This is a genomic window from Streptomyces sp. NPDC001816 (assembly GCF_042892235.1).
In the GTDB taxonomy this organism is placed as follows: domain Bacteria; phylum Actinomycetota; class Actinomycetes; order Streptomycetales; family Streptomycetaceae; genus Streptomyces.
In genome coordinates, this window is the sequence record NZ_JBIATY010000016.1 from 58,294 (window position 1) to 79,839 (window position 21,546).

The window sequence follows — 21,546 nt, forward strand, 5'->3', positions numbered from 1 at the left end:
GGAGAGGGGGATCTGGCAGGGTGGTACGGGCCGTCCGCCCCGACTGCCTTTCGGGGCGGACGGCCGTCTGTGGGGGCGCCCGGTGCGGGCGCCCCGGTCTCAGGGCCTCAGGGCAGCCGCCTGCGCAGCCGCTCGGGCAGGGAGAAGGCCGGTACGACGGTCACCGTGCGGCCGCCGGGCAGCGGCACCCGCAGGGGCAGCCGCAGCCGGCTGCCGCCCGCGAAGGGCGCGCCGAGTCCGGCGAAGGCGCCGAGCGCGGCACCGACCGGTACGGCATAGCGGAGCGGATTCGCCGGGTCGGCCGGGGTGTTGCCGGCGGCCGTGGTCTCCACGGCCTTTCCGCCGTCGTACGAGGCCTGGGCGCTGGGCGTGGCGCTCGCGCCGCCGTCCGCTCCCGTACCGCCGCCGGCACCGGAGGCACCGCCGGAGGTGGCGCCGCCCGACCCGTCGCCGGTGCCGCCGGAGGCCTGGCCGCCGCTGGTGCCGCCCGAGCCCGAGTCACCGCCGGTGGAGGGCGACCCCTTGTAGCGCAGGAGCGCGTCGGCCGCCTTCAGCGCGCGGTCGCGCAGGGCGCGGGAGAGCGGGGCGTACCCCTCGGGCAGCCGGCCCGGGTCGGCGCCGGGGACCTGACCGGCGCCCGCGGCGTAGCGCAGCAGCGCCGCGTAGTCGGCGCGGGCGTCCGCCTTCAGCCAGCCCGGCCGTGCGGCCGCGTAGACCAGCTGGGCCAGCGGGTAGGCGTCCTTCGCCTTGGCGTTCGCCGGGGTGATCTCGGCGACGTCCTTGCCGGAGGCGCTCTTGGCGGCCTCGGTCAGGGCCGTGGCGGTGGGGGCGACGAACTTGCCCGCCGTGTTGCGCAGCTTGGCCGTCTGCAGGCCGTACCGGTCTGCGGAGGCCGCGTCGGTGACCGTGATGACGAACCGCGAGCCGACCGTCTGCGGGCCGGGGCTGCGGTACGCGGGCGGGTTGGACAGCGGGTCCCAGGTCGACTTCCACAGGGTGTCGGCGCGCCGGGTGTGCAGGGCGCCGGCGTGCATGTCGTCGACGTACGGGTGGAAGTCGGTCATGCACTGCCGGGCGTCCTTGGGAGCGTCGGTGCCGGGCGGCACCGTGCACCAGGGGTCGCTCTTCGGGTACTCGTCGACGTGCTCGGGGGCGAAGGCGAGACCGGAGGGGTTCAGGTCCGCGTTGGTGCTGTAGTACGGGTTGACCCGCATGCCCCAGTCGTCGGAGACGCCGGAGAGGAACTGCCGGGCCTCCTTGTCCGAGAGGATCCACTGCCACACCGCGCGGGCGCTGTCGCTGTGGCCGAGCGAGGTGAGCAGGTCGGTGTCGGTGGCCGGGGTCTCGGCGACCGAGAGGTACGCGAACTCGGGGTTGAGGGCGATGAACTCGGGGTCGCTCGCCAGGCCCGCCGGGTTGTTCTTCGCCCAGCCGTACCCGTGGGCCGCCTTGTCGCCGAGCACCGAACCCCAGGTGGAGTTGCGGTACGACTCGGTGAGCAGCTTGGCGACCAGCCGGGGTGTCAGTCTGATCGACTCGACCCTGGTGCCCGCCTGTCTCCTGATGTTCTCGGGCGCTCCGGCCTTGGGTCTGCGTTCGATCGTGAACCCGATGACCGCTCCGGACAGTGCCACGGGCGCGTACGTCGTCGTACCGCCCGGTGCCGACGTGCCGTCGTCGGCGCCCAGGGCCCGGGTGGTGAAGCCGAGGCCGAACGTCTTGTCGGTGCCCAGCCGGGAGCGGGCATCGGGCTCGCCGAGTTCCGTGTAGCCGTACACCTTGCCGGACGGGCACAGGGCCGCCTGCCAGCTGGTCACGGCGTCGGCGACCAGCTCGCTGCCGGTGGTGGGGCGCTCGTCGCTGCCCAGCGGGCAGTTGCTGCCCACCTGGTTGAAGTGCAGCGGGATCGCGATGCGGTTCTGCCAGTTGGTCGAGGAGACCGGGGAGCCCGCGTTGACCTGACTGTGGTCCGCGTACGGCTTTCCGTCGAGGTCGAGGTGGCCCTGCGGGACGATCACCAGCCAGCAGGAGCGCGGCTTGGTGACGCCGTTCTGGGTGACCGGGGAGCCGCAGCCCAGGTGCGGGGCCTCGTTGGCGGTCTGCACCTCGAAGTACTCCGTGCCGGTACCGGCGGCGCCGGTGCGGGCGAAGTCGATCTCGTTGGTGGTGTTGTGGTTGAAGAACCGGTTGTTCTGGGTGTTGGTGAGGATCGTCTCGCCGGTGACCGCCTTGAACGGCACCTCGCCCGGGACGCCGGGCGGCTGGGCGGCGCCGTAGCGGTTGTCCTGGCCGTAGTTGGTGGGGTCGGCGCTGTAGAAGATCTGGCGGGTGTCGTCCAGCTGGTTGCCGGGCCAGTTGCCGCGGTCGGTGGTCGGGGAGGCGCCGTACTGGCACTGGGTGCGGGGCGGTCCGGGGTTGCCCGGGACGCTGCCGTCGTCGTCGCCCCAGCACTGCATGATCTGCACGAAGTCGGTGTCGAACCAGGTGCCCGCGAAGGTGGTCGGGGTGCCGCCGCTCCAGGAGACCTTGATCGCCTGGCTGGTGAGGTGGCTCGTCTGGTCGACGGTGAACTTCATGTCCTTGAACTCGCCCCGCCCGGAGACGGTGACCGCCGAGCCGGCGGGGGCGGCGGTCGCTGAGGGGGCCGCCTGGGCGACCGCGAGGCCCGCGAGGGCGCCCACGGTGGCACCGGCGAGGAGGCGGATCAGGGCGCCGCGGACGCGGCCGGGCCGTCTGCGGATCATCGCCGGTCACCGTCCTTGCCGTTGTCCTGCGACCGGGCGCCGACCAGACGGGAGACGGCCGAGGGCAGCAGGATCAGGCCGAGCACCAGGAACGCGGCCAGCAGCATCAGCGTCTGGGTGGCGGTCCAGCCGTGGCCTGCGGCGACGGCGACCGGCTGGGCGAGGGCGACGGTGTTGTCGGCGCCCGTACCGGTGCCGCCCGAGCCGCCGCCCGCGCTCGCGCCCGGCGCGAGGGTCTGCCCGGTGTCCGGGTCGACGGACGGGCCGCCGCTGCCGCCGGTGCCTGCCGTACCGTTTCCGCCGGTGGCGGAGGACCCGCCGTTCGCCGTACCGCCCGCAGCGGATCCGCCGCCCGAACCGCCGTTGCCGTCACCGGACTTGGCGCCGCCGCTGCCCGAGGTGCAGGGCGGGGCGCCCTTCTTGTCGCAGGGCTTCGGGTAGGGCGCGGTGTCGGCGAGCCGGTTGTGGCCGTCCGGCGTGAACGTCGGGTTGTTGCAGCGCTTGATGTCGATGTTCCGCGCCTGCACGCCCGGGATCCGGCGGATCTGGTCGAAGCCGGCCTTGACCAGGTTGATCGGCAGCGGCGAGTAGCCGAGCTTGGGCGCCTGCTGCTGGCCCTGGCACATGAAGTAGTACGAGAACGCGCCCAGCGTCCGGCCCTTGACCGTGCTGAAGGTGCCCCGCACCTTGAGCGGCAGGATCATGTACGAGTAGCTGGACAGCGGGTAGTTGCGCTTGTCGGAGTCGTTGTAGACGCCGTCGAGCTGCTGGGTGAGGTAGTCCGGGGAGTTCTTGTTCGTGTTGATCCGGGCCTTGAGCAGCGAGACCGCGACGTTCTGCGGGGTCGGCTCGGTGTAGTAGCCCGAGTGGTTCAGGACCTTGGCGACCGGGTAGTGCGCGTTGAGCGCGTAGGAGTAGTTGACGTACCCGATCGCGCCCTCGCCGTAGTTCTGGGCGACGTAGCCGGCCACGCCGAGGTCGCCGGACTGGGCGATCATTCCGGGGCTGGGCGGGTAGTTCGAGGTCTGCCCGCAGGAGCCGGAGCGGCCCACCTTGCGGCAGTAGGCCTGCCACAGCGCCTTGTGCTGGTTGCTCATCCACAGCGTGAACTGGGCGGTGGAGCCCGAGCCGTCGGAGCGGACGACCGGGACGATCGCACGGTGGGGCAGTTGCAGGCCGGGGTTGTCGGCCCGGATCACCGGGTCGTCCCAGGTCTTGACGACCCCGGTGAAGATCTTCGTGACGACGTCCCCGGACAGGCGCAGGTTGGTGACCCGCTTGCCGTTGACGGTCAGGTGGTACATGAAGACGGTGCCGCCGGCGACGATGGGCATGTAGGCGTACGAGCCCGCCGCCGGGCGTTCGGCCGCGGAGCCGTCCGTCGGGTGGGTCTGGAACGGGATGTCGGAGACCGCGAAGTCGACGGTGCCGCTGAGGAACTGGCGGCGGCCGTCGGAGGAGCCGGTGCCGGCGTAGCTGATGCGCATGCCGTACTGGTTCACCGCGCGGCGCCACTCGTCCACGGCGTTCTCCGCCCAGGTGGAGCCTGCGCCGGAGATGGGGGTGTAGGTGTCGGCCGACGCGGGGGTGGCTGTTGCGAGGATGCCCATCAGCGCGGCCAGGATGCCCAGCCGTCGTAGGGCGGTGGTGAGTTGGCTGAGCATCAGTGGCTGCCTTCGTTGTCGGGTGCGGGTTCGTTGTGGCTGGTCGCGCAGTTCCCCGCGCCCCTGGGTTGGCTGGGCTCGTCGGTGTTGTCAGGCGAGGCGGTCTCGAACAACCGCAGTCCCGGTGAGTGCAGTTCGGTGAATCTCTCCACATCGCGCCGCGAGGCTCGTGCCGCTCGGCGGGCCTGGCGTTTGCTCTGGTGGCCGGGGCCGCGGCCGCCGATGACGCGGGCGATCGCGAACAGCACCAGGACCAGGGCCATCAGCACCGCCGCCGCGCCGAAACCGCGGGCGATCATCGTCGGCTGGGGCGACTTGACGAAGTTGAAGACGGCGAGGGGCAGGGAGACCATCGGGCCGTCCGTCGGGTCGGCGTTCAGCGCCGCCGTGAACCCGGCGGTGAGCAGCACCGGCGAGGTCTCGCCGATGCCGCGCGCGGTGCCGAGGATGACGGCCGTGGCGAGACCCGAGCGGGCGGTGGGCAGGACCACGTGCCACACCGTGCGCCAGCGCGGCGCACCCAGGGCCTCCGCCGCCTCCGTCAGGGTGCCCGGCACCAGCCGCAGCACCACGTCCGCCGCCCGGATCACGATCGGCAGCATCATCACGCTGATCGCGAAGCCCGCCGCGAGTCCCGACTTCTGCATGCCGAGCCCGAGGATCCAGGTGGCGTACACCATCAGGCCGGCCACGATCGAGGGCAGCGCGGTCATCGCCTCGACGATGGTGCGGACGAAGCGGGAGAAGCGTCCGGGGATCTGGTTCAGGTACACGGCGCAGGCCAGGCCCAGCGGGACCGTGATCGCCAGGGCGATGGTGATCATGGTGAGGGTGCCGAGCATGGCGTGCGCGATGCCGCCGTTGGTGAGCGGGTCGAGCGGGCCCGCGGCCTGCATGTCCTGGGTGAAGAAGTTGGCGTGCGGCAGTGCCTCGCGGCCGCGCCAGGCGGTGAAGCCGACGACCAGGGCGAGCGCGACGAACAGCAGGGTGGCCGCGCTCCACAGCACCACGGTCATCACCCGGTCCCGTACCGCCTGCCCGTTCTCCTCCAGGCCGGTGAGCACGGCGTAGATGAGGAGGAAGGCGAGGTAGGCCGTGACGGTGAAGCCCAACGCGCCGGAGAAGGGGGCGAGTTGACCGAACAGCAGCAGGGCCGTGCAGAGTCCGGAGGCGGCGGCGCCGGTCAGGGACAGCACCCCCGAGCGGGTGGGTCCGCCGATCCGGCGGGGGACGTCCGGGAGTTCGTCGGCCGGCTGCGCGGCGGCCGCGGTCTCCCCGACGCCGTGGTCGCGTACGGCGTTCTCTTCCACGACTGTCATGTCAGGCCTCGCTCTGTGCGCCGGACCGGGAGCGGGCCACGACCGTCGACGCGGTGAAGTTGACCGCCAGGGTGAGCAGGAACAGCGCCAGGCCCGCGGCCATCAGTGCCGACATGCCGAAGGTGGAGGCGTCGCCGTAGTGCAGGGCGATCAGGGAGGAGACGGAGTTCGAGCCGGTCTGCAGGATGTGCGGCTGGATGGTGAAGACGGGTGAGATGATCAGGTAGACGGCGATGGTCTCGCCGAGCGCCCGGCCGAGCCCCAGCATGGTGCCGCCGATGATCCCGCCCTTGCCGTACGGCAGTACGACGGAGCGGATCATCCCCCAGCGGGTCGCGCCGAGGGCGTAGGCACCCTCCCGCTCCCCGGCCGGGGCCTGGGCGAACACCTCGCGCATCACCGAGCACTGGATCGGCGCCACCATCAGGGCCACGACGAGCCCCGCGATGAAGGTCGAGGCGGTGTAGACGCTCTCGGTGGCCAGCGGCTCGCCCGGCTGGGTGCCGTCCACCTTGAAGAGCGGGAACCACCCGAACCAGTCGGACAGCCAGCGCGACAGCCCGATCACATGCCCCTGGAGGAAGAACAGCCCCCACAGCCCGTACACCACCGACGGTACGGCCGCCATCAGGTCGACCATGGTCACGAGCGTGCGCCGCAGCGGGCGCGGTGCCACGTCGGAGATGAACAGCGCGGTGCCCACGGCCAGCGGAACGGAGATGGCGACGGCGACGAGGGCGATGAGCAGCGTCCCGGTGAGGACCGCGGCGATGCCGAACCTGTGGACGTCCGGCTCCCACTCGGCGGTGGTGAGGAAGGCGAACCCCCTGACCTTCAGCGCCTGTCCGGCCCTCAGCAGCAGAAACAGGCCAACGCCTGCCATGACGGCCAGGACGGCGACGCCGGTGGCGGTCAACTGGTACCGGAAGATCCGGTCCCCGAGGCTCCGCGCGGCGAACGCCCTTCGGGGCAACGGCCGTTCAGGTTTTCCGGGGTCTTCGGATCTGTTGGGCCCGAATCTGCCGGGCCCCTCTACGGCGGACACCACGTGTGGCCCCCCATGTGACATGAAGCGACATGTACGGGAACGGCGTCCCCGCGCGGGGAGAGTCAATGGCTGGATGCTGTCGCTTCCGGGCGCCGTAGACGACCCAAAGATGAATGGTTCATGTCATCTCGGTGGGGGAGTTGTGCGTGTAGTGGCCATGCGTCGGCCGGTTCAGTCCGGCTGTGCGGGCGCGGTGCGGCGGGCGTAGGCGCGGGCCGCGCGGGCGCGGTCGCCGCAGCGGGTGGAGCACCAGTGGCGGCGGCCGTGCCGCAGGAGGTAGCGGTTGCACGGGCTGGAGCCGCAGGCGGTGAGGCGGCCGGCGTCGGCGCCGGTGAGCAGTTCGGCGGCGTCGGAGGCGAGGGCCGCCAGGGCGTGCTCGACGATCTGGGTCGTGGGGTGGGAGGCCGCCCGGTACAGGCCGCGCTCGGGGTGCCAGTGCAGCAGGGCGGCCGCGGGGGCGCGGGTGAGCGCGTCGTTGAGCGCGTTCAGGGCGCCGGCGGGGGCGGCGTGCCCGTCGACCCGGGAGGCGAGCAGGGAGCGGATCTGTTCGCGCAGGGAGCGCAGTTGGGCCGCGCAGGTCTCCTGGAGTTCCGCGCCGGCCGGGGCCAGGCCGTGCTCCACGAGCCAGCGCTCGGCCGCCGCGGGCGTCCCGAGCAGGTCGATGAACTGGCCGCCGGGCAGCGCGACGGCGCTGTTGGCGAGGTCGAGTGCGGCGTACTGCTCCGCGCCCGGCGCGGGGAGCACGGTCGGCTCGTCGGTCACGGTCCCCTTCATGAGTCTCATGGTACGGCTTGCGTCCATCCGTGAGGGGCGGCTAGCGTTCATCACGGATAGAAATTCTCTATCCGTGAGACACGTGTGAGACGCGTGTTCCTGAGACGACCCTCCGCGAGGTGCCCCCATGGCTGCAGCCGGCCCGAACCCCGACCCCACGAGCGAGCAGGTGCCCGTCCGCGTCCTCGGCGGCCCGACCGTCCTCATCGAGTACGGCGGCCTCCGCCTCCTCACCGACCCCACCTTCGACGCCCCCGGCGACTACCCCGCGCCCAGCGGCCGGGTCCTGACCAAGACCGCGCCGCCCCGCCTCACCCCGGCCGAACTCGGCCCCGTGGACGTCGTCCTGCTCTCCCACGACCAGCACGCCGACAACCTCGACCACTCCGGCCGCGCCCTGCTGGCCGAGGTGCCCCGCACCCTCACCACGCCGAGCGCCGCCGACCGCCTCGGCGGCACCGCCAGCGCCCTCGCCCCCTGGGAGTCCGTCGAACTGCCCCGCCCCGACGGCGGCACCGTCACCGTCACCGCAGCGCCCGGCCTGCACGGCCCCAAGGGCTCCGAGCCGATCGTGGGCGAGGTCACCGGATTCGTCCTGACCTCCGCCGACCTGCCCACCGTCTACGTCAGCGGCGACAACGCCTCGCTCGAACTGGTCCAGGAGATCGCCGACCGGTACGCCCCCGTCGACACCGCCGTCCTCTTCGCCGGCGCGCCCCGCCTGCCCGTCCTCGACGACGCCCTCCTCGTCCTCGACGGCGCCGGAACCGCGAGTGCCGCCCGCCTCCTCGACGCCCGCCGCGTGGTCCCGGCCCACTGCGACAGCTGGGCCCACTTCACCGAGACCAGGGACGACGTGGCGGCCGCGTTCGTCGAGGCGGGGCTGGTGGACCGGCTGCAGCTGGACTGAGCGGGCGGCGGCGCCGTGGTACCGCCGAACTGTCCGGGTACCACCCGCCCCGACCCGTTCGGCCCCCGGTACACGGAATCGGGGCGATTCGGACCCTAGCGTTGCGGATGAGGCGTCAGAAGCGACGGACGCCCGAGTCCGAGAGAAGGCAGCGCGCATGATCGACGCACGGCAGCTGACCAAGAGGTACGGGGAGAAGACGGCCGTCGACGGGCTGGACTTCGTCGTGAAGCCGGGCACCGTGACCGGCTTCCTGGGGCCCAACGGCGCGGGGAAGTCCACCACCATGCGGCTGATCGTCGGGCTCGACGCCCCGACGAGCGGCACCGTCACCGTGAACGGCCACCACTACGCCCGCCACCAGGCACCGCTCCAGGAAGTCGGGGTGCTTCTGGAGGCCAAGTCCGTCCACCCGGGCCGCTCGGCCCACAACCACCTCAGGGCGCTCGCGCTGACCCACGGCATTCCGCGCCGCCGGGTCGACGAGGTCGTCGAGCTGGCCGGTCTCGGCGGCGTGGCCCGGAAGCGGGCCGGTGCCTTCTCTCTCGGCATGGGCCAGCGGCTCGGCATCGCGGCAGCGCTGCTCGGCGATCCACAGACGGTGATGCTGGACGAGCCGGTCAACGGTCTTGACCCGGAGGGCGTGCTCTGGATCCGCACCCTGCTCACCTCGCTCGCGGCGGAGGGCCGGACGGTGTTCGTCTCCTCCCACCTGATGAGCGAGGTGGCGCTGGTGGCGGACCACCTGATCGTCGTGGGCCGGGGGCGACTGCTGGCCGACACCACCGTGCGCGACCTGGTCCGCGAGGCGGGCGGCGACACGGTGAAGGTCGCCACCCAGGACCCGGCCCGGCTGCGGGACGTGCTGGCCGGCCCGGGCGTCGACATCACCGGCCGCGTCGGCTCGGAGGAGTTGCAGGTCACCGGCCTGACCGCCCGTGAAATCGGGCTGAAGGCCGCCGAGCACGGGATCCCGCTGTTCGAGCTGACCGCGCGGACCGTCTCCCTGGAGGAGGCGTTCATGGACCTCACCCGGGACGCCGTGGAGTACCACGGCTCCACCACCGGCATCGAGAACCCCGAGACTGCCGGGAGGACCGCATGAGCACCCTCACCGCCACCGCCGAAGCACCCCGGACCACACCACCCGCCCGGCCCGCCTACCGCGTGACCGGACGGCGCGTGCTGTCCTCCGAGTGGGTCAAACTCTGGTCGCTGCGCTCGACCTGGATCACCCTCGGCCTCGGCCTGCTCTTCCTCGTCGTCTTCGGACTGATCGCCGCGAGCCGCTACAAGTCCCTGAACGGCTCCCCCCGCATGACCCCGGAATTCGGCCGGGCGACGGCCGTGAGCCTGTCCCTCTTCGGCACCAACTTCGCCCAGTTGGCCCTGGGCGTCCTCGGCGTACTGGTCACGGCGGGGGAGTACGCCACCGGCACGATCCGCTCGACCCTGGCGGCCGTACCGCGCCGGCTGCCCGTCCTGTGGTCCAAGGCGGCCGTGTTCGGGCTGGTCGCGCTGGTCGTCGGCACCCTCGGCGCGTTCGTCGCCTTCCTGCTCGGCAGCGGCATCGTCTCCGGCACACCCGCCGCGATGGACCTGACCCACGCGGGGGTCGTACGCAGCCTGCTGGGCGCCGGGCTCTACCTCGGCCTGGTCGGTGTCATCGGCATCGCCCTCGGCGCCCTGCTGCGGTCGGTGGCCGGCGGCATCTCGGTGCTGGTCGCCGGCCTCATGCTCCTCCCCGGACTGACCTCGCTCCTGCCCAGCTCCTGGCAGGACGACATCAGCCCCTACTTGCCGAGCAGCGCGGGCAGGGCGATGTTCGCCCTGACCCACGACTCCACCACCCTCCCGCCCCTCGCAGGACTGATGGTCTTCCTCGGCTGGACGGCACTGGCGCTGGCGGGGGCGGCGTACCGGCTGGTGCGCAGCGACGCCTGACCGTGTGCAGCGTGGGCGCGGGCCATGACATGTGCCATGGCCCGCGGGTGGCATCCGGCAGGGACATCCATGACACATGGCACTGTCAGTGCAGGTCACAAGGGCGAAGAGTACGGCTCGGCGACGGTGCCCGAGGAGCTGGGATGGCTGCTGGGTTACTCCCCTACCACCACGTCACCGAGGCGGGGGACTACCCGGCGGGTCCTCCTGACGGTGTCCGAAGGGGACGCCGTGGTTTCGTGGCCTCGCAGTCGGGGCTCTTCGGGCAGGGCCACCCCTACGGTCAGTAGCGCAGCGCCGAGCCGACCACCGCGTGGACCTCGCCGGTCAGGTTGCGGTTACTGGTGGCCGTGGCCTCGCCGGAGGCGCCCGCGCCCACGTCCTTGAGCGTCACCACGGTCACGTCCAGCAGATTGCCGCTCTTGTCCGTGAAGTTGACCTGGACGGCGAAGGACTTGGCGGAGTCGGCGGTGTTCTTGGCGGTCACCTTGACCGTGGCCTTGCCCGAACTGTCGGGGGTGGGGGCGCCGAGCGTCACATCGTCCTTGGCATTCACCCCGTTCTTCACCGAGTCGAGCTTGTTCCTGGCCTCCGCCGAGGCGGAGGCCAGCGACTCGCCCGCCTTGGAGGCGAGGGAGGCGGCGGCGGAGGAGGCCGCCGATGCCGCCTTGCTGGCGACGCCCGACGTGTTGCCGGAGTTGTTGTCGGAACATCCGGCCGCCGCGCCGGCGACGACCAGGGCCAGCACCGCGCCCGCCGTGCCCCTCGTCCATGTCTTTCGCACTGCCATGCCGCGCCTCCACTGACTCCCGAAAGCTGTCTGCTGTCTGTTCCTCTCACCTCAGTGAAGGGGCCGCCGCCGGGCCCTGCACGCCAGGTGAGGTGTCCGGGTGCCGTCCGTCGGGCCGACGTTTCCGTCGCCTCCGTCGCTCACTTCCTTCGCTTCCGTCGCGAAATTCACCCGAATGCAGCAGTGGCCGTACGCGCCGGGGGCGCCGATCGGAGTACGGCCGGATAGTGGTGCCCGGGGAACGACGTCCTGACGGCTCCCCGGTACAGGAGGCTCCATGCGTGCTTCACGGTCGCTGGCCGCACTCATCGGTGTCGCGTCGCTCGGCATCGCGCTGACCGCCTGCCAGGATCAGGCGTCCGGCATGGTCGTGGCACACACCGGTGCCCGATATGTGGAGACCTTCACGAACCCGTCGATCCGCGGGTGCCACGCTTTCCGTGAGGGTGTGACCCATATCAAGAACTACACGCTGAGCAGCATGCTCCTGTACACGACACCCGACTGCACCGTGCCGCCGGGCGGGTCGAGCATCTATGTGGACATGCAGTCGTCGGACCAGGTGGTCCCGTCCTACGGCCGGTGGCGCAGCTTCTCCTTCGCTCCCGAGTGACGCGCGGGTGGTGCGTGAGTGGTGCGTGAGTGGTGCGCGTGCGGCGCACCCCGTCCCTCTATGACGACCGTCACCACCGTGTCCCCCGGCGACCTGGTGGTCGTCCCCTGGTCCATCAACTGCGGCACGTGCGACAACTGCCGCGCCGGGCTGACCGCGCACTGCACGTCCGTACCCCACATGGCGATGTACGGCGCCCCGATCGGCGGCAGCTGGGGCGGCCTCTTCTCCGACCTGGTCCGCGTGCCGTGGGCGGACGCGATGCTCGTCCCCCTGCCCGCCGGCCTCGACCCGGTCGCCATGGCCTCGGCCGGCGACAACTGGTCCCTGTCCTGGCGCCTGGTCGCCCCCCACCTGAGGAACAGGCCCGGGGCCCGCGTCCTGGTCGTCGCCCGCGGCAGCATCGGCCTCTACGTCTGCGACATCGCCCGCGCCCTCGGCGCCTCGGACATCCTGTACGTCGATCCCGACCCGGAGCACCGCAAGCTGGCCGAGGGCTACGGCGCCCGCACCGCCGAGACACTCGAAGCCGTCCGGCACGGATTCGACCTGGCGGTGGAAGCCACGGGCCGCGTCGACCAGCTCGCCCTGGCGGTCGGGTCCCTCGCCCCCGAGGGCATGTGCGAGTCGGTGGGCAACCACTTCCGCCCCGGCGAGCTGCCCCTGCTCGACATGTACCTCACCGGCGTCACCCTGCGCATCGCCCGCGACAACGTCCGCGCCCACATCCCGGACACCCTCGACCTGGCCCGCTCCGGCCAGGTGGACCCGGCACGCGTCGTCTCGCACGTCCTCGACTGGGAGCACCTCCCCGACGCACTCCCCGAGAAGCACCTCAAGCCGGTCTTCGTCCGCGGCGACGCGTGAGAGTGGAGCACGGGGTGTCTCAGCCGACCTTGATGTGCTGGTCCATTCCCATCTGCTTGTGACTGTCGACCGGGCAGTACACGTCGTACGTGCCCTTCTTGAGCGTCACCGTCACGGTCCCGTCGTGGCCCGGCGGGATGTCCTTGGTCCGGGCGTCCTCCACGCCGGGGCCGTCGATGGACAGGGCGTGAGTGATCTTGCCGGCGTTGTCGGAGACGAAGGTGTAGGTGCCTGGTGTGAACGACGTCCGGGACAGCTTCAGCGCGTACTCGGTCTCGGTGACCGTCACCTTGGCCCCCGAGCCGGCCTGGGGCGTGCCGGAACCGGCCGAGCCGCCCGCCTGACCGCCGCCTCCGCTCGAACAGGCGGCCAGGAGGAGAGCGGCGCAGAAGGCCCCCGCTGTCGTACGGAGCGCCGTACGGGTCGTATGTTCCGAGATTGCCGGGATCGCCATATGGCTCATCCCCTTCGATGTCAGGGAAAGGCCCCTATGACGGATACGTTCGAGCGGGCCGGATGGTTCATGCCGACGGCGACTGCTCACATCCGTCTCCCAGGCCCTGTGCGGTGCGCTTAACTCCTTGTGATCCGGCGCAGAGACACCCACGTAATGAGCGGTTCGTACCGTCACCAGGGGTGAGATCGGACCGAGCACAGCAAGGGAGGCGCCCGTGGCCGCGCCGGGCTCGTGGAGTGAGGGCACGACGACGGTGCGGACGGTCTGCTCCTACTGCGGAGTGGGCTGCGGCATGGTCCTCGACATCGGCAGGGGACCGGACGGGCGGCGTACGGTCCTGAAGGCGGCCGGGGACAAGGAGCACCCGGCGAACTTCGGCCGGCTGTGCACCAAGGGCGCGACCACCGCGGACATGCTCGCCGCACCGGGCCGGCTGACCACCGCCCTCGTCCGGGCGGACCGCGGCGAGGAGCCGCAGCCCACGACCGTGGCGGCCGCCGTCGTCGAGACCGGCCGCCGGCTGCGCGCGATCGTCGACGAGCACGGCCCCGACGCGGTCGCCCTCTACGTCTCCGGGCAGCTGAGCCTGGAGGCGCAGTACCTGGCGAACAAGCTGGCCAAGGGCTTCGTCCGGACCAACCAGATCGAGTCGAACTCCCGGCTGTGCATGGCCAGCGCCGGCACCGGTTACAAGCTGTCGCTGGGGGCGGACGGGCCGCCCGGCTCGTACCAGGACCTCGACCGGGCCGACGTCTTCTTCGTCATCGGCTCCAACATGGCCGACTGCCATCCGATCCTCTTCCTGCGGATGATGGACCGGGTGAAGTCGGCGGGCGCCAAGCTGATCGTCGTCGACCCGCGGCGCACCGCCACCGCCGACAAGGCCGACCTGTTCCTCCAGATCAAGCCCGGCACGGACCTGGCGCTGCTCAACGGTCTGCTGCACCTCCTGCACGCGAACGGCCACACCGACCCCGCCTTCATCGCCGCGCACACCGAGGGCTGGGAGGAGATGCCCGCCTTCCTCGCCGACTACCCGCCCGCCGCCGTCGCGGAGATCACCGGCATCCCGGAGGACGACATCCGCGAGGCCGCCCGGCTGATCGGTGCGGCGGGGGAGTGGACGAGCTGCTGGACGATGGGCCTGAACCAGTCCACGCACGGCACCTGGAACACCAACGCCCTGGTCAACCTGCACCTCGCCACCGGCGCGATCTGCCGCCCGGGCTCCGGCCCCTTCTCCCTCACCGGCCAGCCCAACGCCATGGGCGGCCGGGAGATGGGCTACATGGGGCCGGGGCTGCCCGGGCAGCGTTCCGTGCTCGCCGACGCCGACCGGGCCTTCGTCGAGGAGCTGTGGGAGCTGGAGCCGGGCGCCCTGCGCGCCGACGGCGTCGGCCGGGGCACGGTCGAGATGTTCCGGAAGCTGGCCGACGGGGACATCAAGGCCTGCTGGATCATCTGCACCAACCCGGTCGCCTCCGTCGCGAACCGCAAGACGGTCATCGAGGGCCTGGAGGCCGCCGAGTTCGTCGTCGCGCAGGACGTGTTCGCCGAGACGGAGACGAACGCGTACGCCGACATCGTCCTGCCCGGCGCGCTGTGGACCGAGACCGAGGGCGTCCTGATCAACAGCGAGCGCAACCTGACCCTCGCCCGGCCGGCCGCCGATCCGCCCGGCGAGGCGATGGCGGACTGGCGGATCATCGCCGCCGTGGCCCGCGCGATGGGCTACGAGAAGGGCTTCGGGTACGACAGCGCGGAGGAGATCTTCGAGGAGATCAAGCGCGCCTGGAACCCGGCGACCGGCTGGGACCTGCGCGGTGTGAGCTACGAGCGGCTGCGCGAGACGCCCGTGCAGTGGCCGGCGCCGAGCGCCGACGGTCCCGACCGCAACCCGATCCGGTACCTCGGTGACGACGGCTCACCGACCTTCCCGACCGCGAGCGGCCGAGCGGTTTTCTACGCCCGCCCGCACATCCCGGCGGCGGAGATGCCCGACGACGACTACCCGTACGTGCTCAACACCGGGCGCCTCCAGCACCAGTGGCACACGCTGACGAAGACGGCCAAGGTCACCAAGCTGAACAAGCTCAACCCCGGACCCTTCGTGGAGGTGCACCCGCAGGACGCGGCCGAACTGGGCCTCGTCGAGGGGGATTCGGTGGAGGTCGCCTCGCGGCGCGGGCGGGCCGTGCTGCCCGCGGTCGTCACCGACCGGGTGCGACCGGGCTGCTGTTTCGCGCCGTTCCACTGGAACGACCTGTTCGGCGAGTACCTGAGCGTCAACGCGGTCACCAGCGACGCCGTCGACCCGCTGTCGTTCCAGCCCGGGTTCAAGGTCTGCGCGGTGTCGCTGACGAAGGTGGCCACCCCGGTGACGGTGCGGACCCGGGCCCAGGCGTCCACAGAGGTCTCGGTCGAGGTCTCGGTCCCACCGCTCGCGGCTCTTCCCCCGGCGTCCCTCCCCTCCCCCTTCGGGCTGGAGCCCGCGCCGCCGCCGGTCCTGGCCGAACACGAACGCCGGTATCTGACCGGCTTCCTGGCCGGCATCCCGTCCGGCGCCCCCGGCGTGCCGGTGCTGCCGCCGGACGCCCCGTTCAGCCCGGAGCACGCCCTGTGGGTGAACGGCGTACTGGCCGGGATGTACTCCAGGACCTCCGCCGTGGAAGGCTCCCCGGGCTCGTCCGCCCCGCCCGCCCCGTCCGCTCTGTCCGTGGGCGCTTCGCGCCGCCAGGTCGTGATCCTCTGGGCGTCGCAGACCGGGAACGCCGAGGAGTTCGCGACCGCCGCGGCCGAGCGGCTCACCGTGGACGGCCACCCCGCCTCCCTCCTGCCCATGGAGGAGGCGGACCCCGCCGCGCTGCCGTCCGACGCCGACCTGCTGCTGATCACGAGCACCTTCGGCGACGGCGACGCCCCGGACAACGGCGCCGGCTTCTGGGACGCCCTCGCCGCACCCGAGGCCCCGCGCCTGAAGGGCCGGCGCTACGCCGTCCTGGCCTTCGGCGACTCCTCGTACGACGACTTCTGCGGCCACGGCCGGCGCCTCGACCGGCGCATGGCGGAACTGGACGCGGTACGGCTGGCCCCGCGCACCGACTGCGAACCGGACTACGAGACCGAGGCCGAGGCCTGGCTCGACCAGGTACGCAGGGCGCTGAAGGGCTCCGAGAGCCCGAAACCGGCCCTGATCCCCGCGTCGCCAGCGTCGCCCGCATCGCCGGCGGCCCCCCGGCCGAGCCGTACCGCCCCCGCCCCCGCCACCGCCCGCCTCACCGGCAACCGCCTGCTGAGCCTGCCCGGCGCGGGCAAGGAGGTCCGGCGCTTCACCTTCGACACCAGTGACAGCGACACCCCGCTGGTCTACGAGGCCGGTGACGCCCTCGCGGTGCACCCGGTCAACCAGCCGGACCTCGTGACGGAGTGGCTTGCCGTCACCGGCCTGGACGCGGACGCGGCCGTGCAGGTCAAGAGCGTCGGAGAGGTGCCCTTCGCCGAGGCCCTGCGGCGCCACCTGGACATCAGCCGCGTCACCGGCGACCTGTTGCGCTTCGCCGCCGACCGGACCCGCGACCCCCGCGAGCTGCGCAAGCTGCTGCGCCCGGACAACAAGGGCGAGTTGGCGCGCTGGTCCTGGGGCCGCCAGGCCGTCGACGTGGTCGCCGAGTTCGGGGTCCGGGCCGGGGCGCAGGAGTGGGCCGACGTGCTGGGCCGCCTGCAGCCCCGCCTGTACTCCATATCGTCCAGCCCGCTGACCGACCCGCACCTGGTGTCCCTGACGGTTTCCGTCGTCCGCTACGAGAACCTGCACGGCCGCCCCCGCCAGGGCGTCTGCTCCCCCTTCCTCGCCGACGCCGAGCCCGGCACCCCGGTGCCGGTCCGCGTCCAGCGGGCACCGCACTTCCGCCCGCCCGCCGACCCCGCCACACCGGCGGTGATGATCGGCCCCGGCACGGGCATCGCACCCTTCATCGGCTTCCTGGAGGAACGCCGGGCCCGCGCCCACCGCGCCCCGAACTGGCTCTTCTTCGGCGAACAGCACCGGGCGACCGACTTCTACTACGAGGAGGAACTGGCCGCCCACCTCGCCGAGGGCACACTCACCCGCCTGGACACCGCCTTCTCCCGCGACCAGCGCGCCAAGGTCTACGTCCAGGACCGGATGCGCGAACACGGCCCGCTGCTGTGGTCCTGGCTGCGCGACGGCGCCCACTTCTACGTCTGCGGCGACGCCTCCCGCATGGCCAAGGACGTCGACCAGGCCCTACGCGAGATCGCCACCGTCCACGGCGGCCTGGACGAGACGGAGGCGACGGCGTACGTCAAGCAACTCACCACCGAGAAGCGCTACGTGCGCGACGTGTACTGACCGCGACGTGTATTGACGCGGCGGGGCGGCGCGACCGGCGGATGCGGGAGCAACCCCGGGTCAGGGCGGCCAGAACTCGGGGCTGCTGCGGGGCGACATGCCGGCCACCTGGCTGGCCTCGACGTTCTGCGGCCTGGCCGAGACCGCATGGGAGCCGACCCTCGAAGGCCACGTGGGCGCACGTCAGGGCCCAGACTTCATCCACGCGATCCTGCTGCACGGCGCGACCAGTGCGCCCGTTGGCGCCTGCCCCGCGACCCGCCGGGCTGCAGCAGTGACGATCGGTCCGTCGAGGTCGAGCCGTAAGCTGCGCCGAGTTTCTGATTCACAGGAGGCGTGAGTGGGGCGGGACATGGTCCTCAGCGGCCGATACGAGCTGGTCGAGAAGCTCGGGCAGGGCGGCATGGGAACGGTCCATCGGGGGGTGGACCGGCAACTGCGCCGCACCGTCGCAGTCAAGCTGCTCTCCTCGGAGTTGGCCCACGATCCGCAGTCGCGAGCCCGCTTCCGGCGCGAGGCGCACGCGGCCGCCGCGCTGAACCATCCAGCGGTGGCCACCATCCACGACGTCGGCGAGGAGCCGCATCCGGACGGCCCACGGCCCTATTTGGTCATGGAGTACGTGCAAGGCGCCACCCTCGCCGAGGTCCTGGACGGCGGCCCACTCCCCGTCGCCGAGGCGATCAACACGGCCTGCGCGATACTGGACGCGCTGCGGCACAGCCACGAACGCGGCATCGTGCACAGGGACATCAAGCCCTCGAACATCATGCTCACCGGAGCCGACACCGTGAAGGTCCTCGACTTCGGCATCGCCAAGGCGTTCACCGAGGCCGCCACCCGTATCACCGGCAGCGGCGCGGCCATAGGCACCCCCGCCTACCTCTCGCCGGAGCAGATCGGCGGCGCCGAGATCGACCACCGGGCCGATCTGTACGCGATGGGCTGCCTGCTGCACGAACTGCTGACCGGGCAGACCCCGTTCCGCGGCGAATCGCCGTTCGCCGTCATGCATCAGCACCTGTACGCCGAACCCGAGCCGGTCTCCCGGTTCCGACCGCAGATACCGCCGGCGGTGGAGGCAGTGATCCTGCGCGCACTGCGCAAGGACCCGGCGGAACGGTTCGCCGATGCGGGACAGATGCGCGCAGCCCTTGCCGACGCCCTGACACAGGCCTTCATGCCGACGGTCCAATCCACCACGCCCGCGCCCCCGGCGCCCCGGTCCGGCGCCCGAACCGCTCTCCGGGCCAAGTTCCGCATCTCACTACGCCCTTACGCCGACAGCGCTCTGGCTCTGCTCGGATGCCTGCTGTCGCTGCTGTGCGCACGCGGCCAACTGGTGGACACCGCTCACTTCGGCCGCGTCGCCATCGCGGCCGGCGTGGTGGGCCTGGTGACGCTGCCGTGGTCCACACGCCTGTCGTGCGCCGTCGGCTGGGGGCCGGTGGCGGAGGCCATGGCGATCAACTCCGAACTGCGGCGCGCCTACCTCGGGTGGGGCCACTCGTACGTCGCCATCGCCGCCCTGCTGGCGCTGGCCGCCGCCTGCTGCCTCGTCAGCGCGGCACGCAGCAAGGAGCGCGGCGCCGGCTCGCTGGTCGCCTTCTGGTTCACTGGCACCGCATCGATCTGGTACTTCCTCGACGACCTGCACAAGCTCTTCGTCTTCTACCTGCTGCTGTCATTGGTGGCCATGGCCACCGCGACGTGGGAGACCGTGGCACTCGTGCGGCGCCGGGCCCGGGGCAGGCGGACAGCGCCGGAAGGGCCGTCCGCTGGAGTGACGCCCCCTGGCCGCCGGCTCACGGGCACGTTGACCCGAGACCTCAGGGCATGACGAGGTCGACGGAGGGCACTGACACCTCACCGGCGGCGCGGAACACAGGTGCTCACTTCCAGCCGCTCAGCGACACCTGAGGACCATCGGCGAGATACCGGTGCAGTGCGCTTGCGGTGGTGTCCACGAACTCCTGCGGGATGGCGCCGACATCAACCCAGCAGACATGGGCGTGCTTCCACGGTTCGCGGTTTTCCGGTTCGCCGGTCCATTCGTGGGCAGCGAAGACAACGGTGAGGTAGCCGTTGGGGGCTTCTACGCCCCAAGCACCGTGGATGATGTGGGCGACCTTCAGGGAGTCAGGCTTCACGGTCAGCCCGGTCTCCTCGTGCAGCTCGCGCACGGCGGTCTCGGTGATCGGCTCGCCGGGCTCGCTTTTGCCGACGGGCAGGTCCCACATGCCCTGGGCGAACTTGGCGTTCTGGCTGCGCTGGAGGAGTACGACGCGGTTGGTGGCCTTGTCGTGGACGATGACGGCGGCGACCAGCAGGGTCATGGATTCGAGGGCGGGCGGGAGGGCCTTGGGCTGGTCGTCAGGACGTACCGGGGGATGTGTATGACGCTTACGAGCGCCTCCTGGGCGCCGGCTTCGACAGCCGTCTCATCAGCACCTGAGCCACCTCGCGTCAGCCCGCAAGGCGCGGTGTGCGCGATCCATCAGCCGAACCTGTTCCCACGGCTGTCCACGTTGGCGAAACTCTTCGCCGCCGACCGGTGGATCGTCCTTGACGATGTGCAGTTCGCTCGGCGCGACTACCAGCACCGAGTCCGCCTCGCCGCGCTGGACGATCCTCGTCGTTCCCGCAGGACCGTCGAGCTGCTCGTGCGCCAGTACTACGGCCGCAGCCGACACTGGGCTGCCGTGCCTGAGGTCCTGGAAGCGGTCTTGAACACGCTCGATACCTCGGACTGCGTAGCCGACGTAGCGAAAACTTCGACGATCGCCCTGCTCACCGCTCTCGGCTGGTCAGGGAAGGTGCTGGACAGTAGCGAGATCCCGACCCGCCAAGGCCGGTCCGAGCGCCTTGCCGACCTGGCGGCGGCCACGGGCGGCACCCACTATTTATGCGGTACCGGCGGTAAGAGTTACCTCGACAGTGGTGCCTTCGACCTTGGAGTCCGAACGTGACCGAGCTGACCGTCGGCAAGCTGATCACGGCTGCCCAGGAGGCGAACTGGGACGTCGGTGGCATCGCCACTCCGCAGGGCATGGGCTTCCTCGGCACAGAGGCAGTCGAGGCCCGGACCAGCTACCCCACGTACACGCATGTGCTGCCGTCCAGCGAGACGTACACGCATGTGCTGCCGTCCAGCGAGACGCGCACCCGCAAGGCGATCGACGACGCGCTGGCCGCCTGACGGCCCTCCTCAGGCACTGGCCAGGACGGGACCCGAAAGCCCCCGCCCAAACCCCACGAAACCCCAGCTCAGGGCCAAACCAAGCAATACGGCTGATGCCCCGCCTCATGCAACCGATGCGAAAAGTCCTGCCACTCGTGCAGCAACTGGTACACATTGAACGCGTCCCGAGGCCCACCCCGGTCAGGCACCGTGGACCAGATGAACGCCGCCGCGCCCACCGCTTCCTCGCCGATGCCGCGCAGGGGGTCGACGACCGTCATGGGGAGCTTGACGACCGCGTAGTCGGGGTGCAGGACGACCAGCTCCAGGGGCGGCACCTTGTGCAGGGGCACGCCCTCGATGCCGGTCAGCACCATCGCGGCCATCGTCTCCGGCTTGATCTTGGTGAACATGCCGTTCATGCCCAGCTCGTCGCCGCCGAGTTCCTCGGGGCGCATCGAGATGGGGACGCGGGCCGCGGTCGCGCCGTCCGGCGCGCCGAAGTATTTGTACGTCACCCCCACCCGACCACCATTCCTGCTCCCCGCCCGGAGGCGGTCTACCCGGTGCTCGAGCCGGCTGTCGAACTGCCGGTCGTGCCGCTCGGGCTCACTCGGTACACCCTGTGCCTGACGTGCGTCAGTCTGTCGTGCTTCGGTAGTTTCCTCCGCGTCGCGCCGGTGCCTTCCCCGCCGGGCACGTCGAGGACCGAGGTCGTCAGTCCCCTCGCCCAGTCCGCCACCGCGATGCATATCTCCACCCGACTGCTTTTCTAGGACGCGTGGCCCCCGCCGCGCAACCCGATCATCGTGTCAGTGACCTCCCCCACGGCCGCTCGCCGAAACGTGCGGTGAAACACCAGT

At 71.4% G+C, this 21,546-nt stretch carries 17 protein-coding genes and 2 pseudogenes; 10 read left to right on the plus strand and 9 right to left on the minus strand.

Features of this window, described 5'->3' with window-relative positions; translation table 11 throughout:
* Positions 1-107 precede the first annotated feature (107 nt).
* From ACFYZZ_RS39640 to ACFYZZ_RS39660, 5 genes are all read right to left on the minus strand, one after another.
* Positions 108-2,744 carry a hypothetical protein gene (locus ACFYZZ_RS39640; RefSeq protein ID WP_389187201.1) on the minus strand — a complete coding sequence of 879 codons (2,637 nt, stop codon included), beginning with the start codon at positions 2,742-2,744 and terminating at the stop codon, positions 108-110.
* The gene (locus tag ACFYZZ_RS39645) at positions 2,741-4,408 is read right to left on the minus strand and encodes a phosphate ABC transporter substrate-binding protein PstS (RefSeq protein WP_389187203.1); all 1,668 of its coding nucleotides are present in this window, start codon (positions 4,406-4,408) and stop codon (positions 2,741-2,743) included. The genes ACFYZZ_RS39640 and ACFYZZ_RS39645 overlap by 4 nt, the downstream gene beginning before the upstream one ends.
* Positions 4,408-5,727 (minus strand): phosphate ABC transporter permease PstA, encoded by a 1,320-nt coding sequence (gene pstA / locus ACFYZZ_RS39650; RefSeq protein WP_389187206.1) that lies wholly within the window; start codon positions 5,725-5,727, stop codon positions 4,408-4,410. Before pstA ends, ACFYZZ_RS39645 begins: the two co-directional genes overlap by 1 nt.
* A gap of 1 nt (position 5,728) precedes the next feature.
* Positions 5,729-6,796 (minus strand): phosphate ABC transporter permease subunit PstC, encoded by a 1,068-nt coding sequence (pstC, locus tag ACFYZZ_RS39655; RefSeq protein ID WP_389187209.1) that lies wholly within the window; start codon positions 6,794-6,796, stop codon positions 5,729-5,731.
* A 150-nt stretch (positions 6,797-6,946) separates the two neighbouring features.
* Positions 6,947-7,558 carry a CGNR zinc finger domain-containing protein gene (locus ACFYZZ_RS39660; RefSeq protein WP_389187212.1) on the minus strand — a complete coding sequence of 204 codons (612 nt, stop codon included), beginning with the start codon at positions 7,556-7,558 and terminating at the stop codon, positions 6,947-6,949.
* Positions 7,559-7,676: 118 nt separating this feature from the next.
* On the opposite strand from ACFYZZ_RS39660, the gene ACFYZZ_RS39665 reads away from it, so the two are divergent.
* The 3 genes from ACFYZZ_RS39665 (at position 7,677) to ACFYZZ_RS39675 (ending at position 10,403) form a co-directional block, all read left to right on the plus strand.
* Entirely contained in the window at positions 7,677-8,459 is a 783-nt protein-coding gene (locus tag ACFYZZ_RS39665) for an MBL fold metallo-hydrolase (RefSeq protein WP_389187215.1), read from the plus strand.
* A 157-nt stretch (positions 8,460-8,616) separates the two neighbouring features.
* Positions 8,617-9,564, plus strand: a complete 948-nt coding sequence (locus ACFYZZ_RS39670; protein WP_389187217.1) for an ATP-binding cassette domain-containing protein — start codon at positions 8,617-8,619, stop codon at positions 9,562-9,564.
* A complete protein-coding gene (locus ACFYZZ_RS39675; RefSeq protein ID WP_389187220.1) occupies positions 9,561-10,403 on the plus strand; it encodes an ABC transporter permease in 843 nt (280 codons plus the stop codon). The genes ACFYZZ_RS39670 and ACFYZZ_RS39675 overlap by 4 nt, the downstream gene beginning before the upstream one ends.
* A gap of 283 nt (positions 10,404-10,686) precedes the next feature.
* Here the strand turns inward: ACFYZZ_RS39675 and ACFYZZ_RS39680 are convergent, their stop codons facing one another.
* Positions 10,687-11,193 (minus strand): hypothetical protein, encoded by a 507-nt coding sequence (locus ACFYZZ_RS39680; protein WP_389187223.1) that lies wholly within the window; start codon positions 11,191-11,193, stop codon positions 10,687-10,689.
* A gap of 277 nt (positions 11,194-11,470) precedes the next feature.
* On the opposite strand from ACFYZZ_RS39680, the gene ACFYZZ_RS39685 reads away from it, so the two are divergent.
* A complete protein-coding gene (locus ACFYZZ_RS39685) occupies positions 11,471-11,806 on the plus strand; it encodes a hypothetical protein (RefSeq protein ID WP_389187226.1) in 336 nt (111 codons plus the stop codon).
* A 60-nt stretch (positions 11,807-11,866) separates the two neighbouring features.
* Positions 11,867-12,673 (plus strand): zinc-binding dehydrogenase, encoded by an 807-nt coding sequence (locus tag ACFYZZ_RS39690; RefSeq protein WP_389187229.1) that lies wholly within the window; start codon positions 11,867-11,869, stop codon positions 12,671-12,673.
* Between the two features lie 19 nt (positions 12,674-12,692).
* Here ACFYZZ_RS39690 and ACFYZZ_RS39695 read toward each other — a convergent pair whose 3' ends face one another.
* Positions 12,693-13,127 (minus strand): copper-binding protein, encoded by a 435-nt coding sequence (locus ACFYZZ_RS39695; protein ID WP_389187232.1) that lies wholly within the window; start codon positions 13,125-13,127, stop codon positions 12,693-12,695.
* 295 nt (positions 13,128-13,422) lie between these two features.
* On the opposite strand from ACFYZZ_RS39695, the gene ACFYZZ_RS39700 reads away from it, so the two are divergent.
* Together ACFYZZ_RS39700 and ACFYZZ_RS39705 are read left to right on the plus strand one after the other, a co-directional pair.
* Positions 13,423-17,502 carry a molybdopterin-dependent oxidoreductase gene (locus tag ACFYZZ_RS39700; protein ID WP_389187615.1) on the plus strand — a complete coding sequence of 1,360 codons (4,080 nt, stop codon included), beginning with the start codon at positions 13,423-13,425 and terminating at the stop codon, positions 17,500-17,502.
* Positions 17,503-17,842: 340 nt separating this feature from the next.
* A complete protein-coding gene (locus tag ACFYZZ_RS39705; protein WP_389187235.1) occupies positions 17,843-19,342 on the plus strand; it encodes a protein kinase in 1,500 nt (499 codons plus the stop codon).
* Positions 19,343-19,394: 52 nt separating this feature from the next.
* Here the strand turns inward: ACFYZZ_RS39705 and ACFYZZ_RS39710 are convergent, their stop codons facing one another.
* Positions 19,395-19,838 carry an NUDIX domain-containing protein gene (locus ACFYZZ_RS39710; protein WP_389187238.1) on the minus strand — a complete coding sequence of 148 codons (444 nt, stop codon included), beginning with the start codon at positions 19,836-19,838 and terminating at the stop codon, positions 19,395-19,397.
* Between the two features lie 26 nt (positions 19,839-19,864).
* On the opposite strand from ACFYZZ_RS39710, the pseudogene ACFYZZ_RS39715 reads away from it, so the two are divergent.
* The 3 genes and pseudogenes from ACFYZZ_RS39715 to ACFYZZ_RS39725 form a co-directional block, all read left to right on the plus strand.
* Positions 19,865-19,957, plus strand: a pseudogene (locus ACFYZZ_RS39715) (YdcF family protein); the annotation flags it as partial.
* A gap of 28 nt (positions 19,958-19,985) precedes the next feature.
* Positions 19,986-20,471 carry a WbqC family protein gene (locus ACFYZZ_RS39720; RefSeq protein WP_389187241.1) on the plus strand — a complete coding sequence of 162 codons (486 nt, stop codon included), beginning with the start codon at positions 19,986-19,988 and terminating at the stop codon, positions 20,469-20,471.
* 11 nt (positions 20,472-20,482) lie between these two features.
* A pseudogene (locus tag ACFYZZ_RS39725) lies at positions 20,483-20,599 on the plus strand (flavoprotein); the annotation flags it as partial.
* Positions 20,600-20,769: 170 nt separating this feature from the next.
* Here ACFYZZ_RS39725 and ACFYZZ_RS39730 read toward each other — a convergent pair.
* A complete protein-coding gene (locus tag ACFYZZ_RS39730; RefSeq protein ID WP_003974483.1) occupies positions 20,770-21,207 on the minus strand; it encodes a hypothetical protein in 438 nt (145 codons plus the stop codon).
* Positions 21,208-21,546 lie beyond the last annotated feature (339 nt).

Excerpts from the sequence above, each read along its gene's own strand:
- ACFYZZ_RS39640 (WP_389187201.1), bottom strand. The coding sequence starts at position 2,744 with ATGATCCGCAGACGGCCCGGCCGCGTCCGCGGCGCCCTGATCCGCCTC.
- ACFYZZ_RS39645 (WP_389187203.1), bottom strand. The coding sequence starts at position 4,408 with ATGCTCAGCCAACTCACCACCGCCCTACGACGGCTGGGCATCCTGGCC.
- pstA (WP_389187206.1), bottom strand. The coding sequence starts at position 5,727 with ATGACAGTCGTGGAAGAGAACGCCGTACGCGACCACGGCGTCGGGGAG.
- pstC (WP_389187209.1), bottom strand. The coding sequence starts at position 6,796 with ATGTCACATGGGGGGCCACACGTGGTGTCCGCCGTAGAGGGGCCCGGC.
- ACFYZZ_RS39660 (WP_389187212.1), bottom strand. The coding sequence starts at position 7,558 with ATGAGACTCATGAAGGGGACCGTGACCGACGAGCCGACCGTGCTCCCC.
- ACFYZZ_RS39665 (WP_389187215.1), top strand. The coding sequence starts at position 7,677 with ATGGCTGCAGCCGGCCCGAACCCCGACCCCACGAGCGAGCAGGTGCCC.
- ACFYZZ_RS39670 (WP_389187217.1), top strand. The coding sequence starts at position 8,617 with ATGATCGACGCACGGCAGCTGACCAAGAGGTACGGGGAGAAGACGGCC.
- ACFYZZ_RS39675 (WP_389187220.1), top strand. The coding sequence starts at position 9,561 with ATGAGCACCCTCACCGCCACCGCCGAAGCACCCCGGACCACACCACCC.
- ACFYZZ_RS39680 (WP_389187223.1), bottom strand. The coding sequence starts at position 11,193 with ATGGCAGTGCGAAAGACATGGACGAGGGGCACGGCGGGCGCGGTGCTG.
- ACFYZZ_RS39685 (WP_389187226.1), top strand. The coding sequence starts at position 11,471 with ATGCGTGCTTCACGGTCGCTGGCCGCACTCATCGGTGTCGCGTCGCTC.
- ACFYZZ_RS39690 (WP_389187229.1), top strand. The coding sequence starts at position 11,867 with ATGACGACCGTCACCACCGTGTCCCCCGGCGACCTGGTGGTCGTCCCC.
- ACFYZZ_RS39695 (WP_389187232.1), bottom strand. The coding sequence starts at position 13,127 with ATGGCGATCCCGGCAATCTCGGAACATACGACCCGTACGGCGCTCCGT.
- ACFYZZ_RS39700 (WP_389187615.1), top strand. The coding sequence starts at position 13,423 with ATGGTCCTCGACATCGGCAGGGGACCGGACGGGCGGCGTACGGTCCTG.
- ACFYZZ_RS39710 (WP_389187238.1), bottom strand. The coding sequence starts at position 19,838 with ATGACCCTGCTGGTCGCCGCCGTCATCGTCCACGACAAGGCCACCAAC.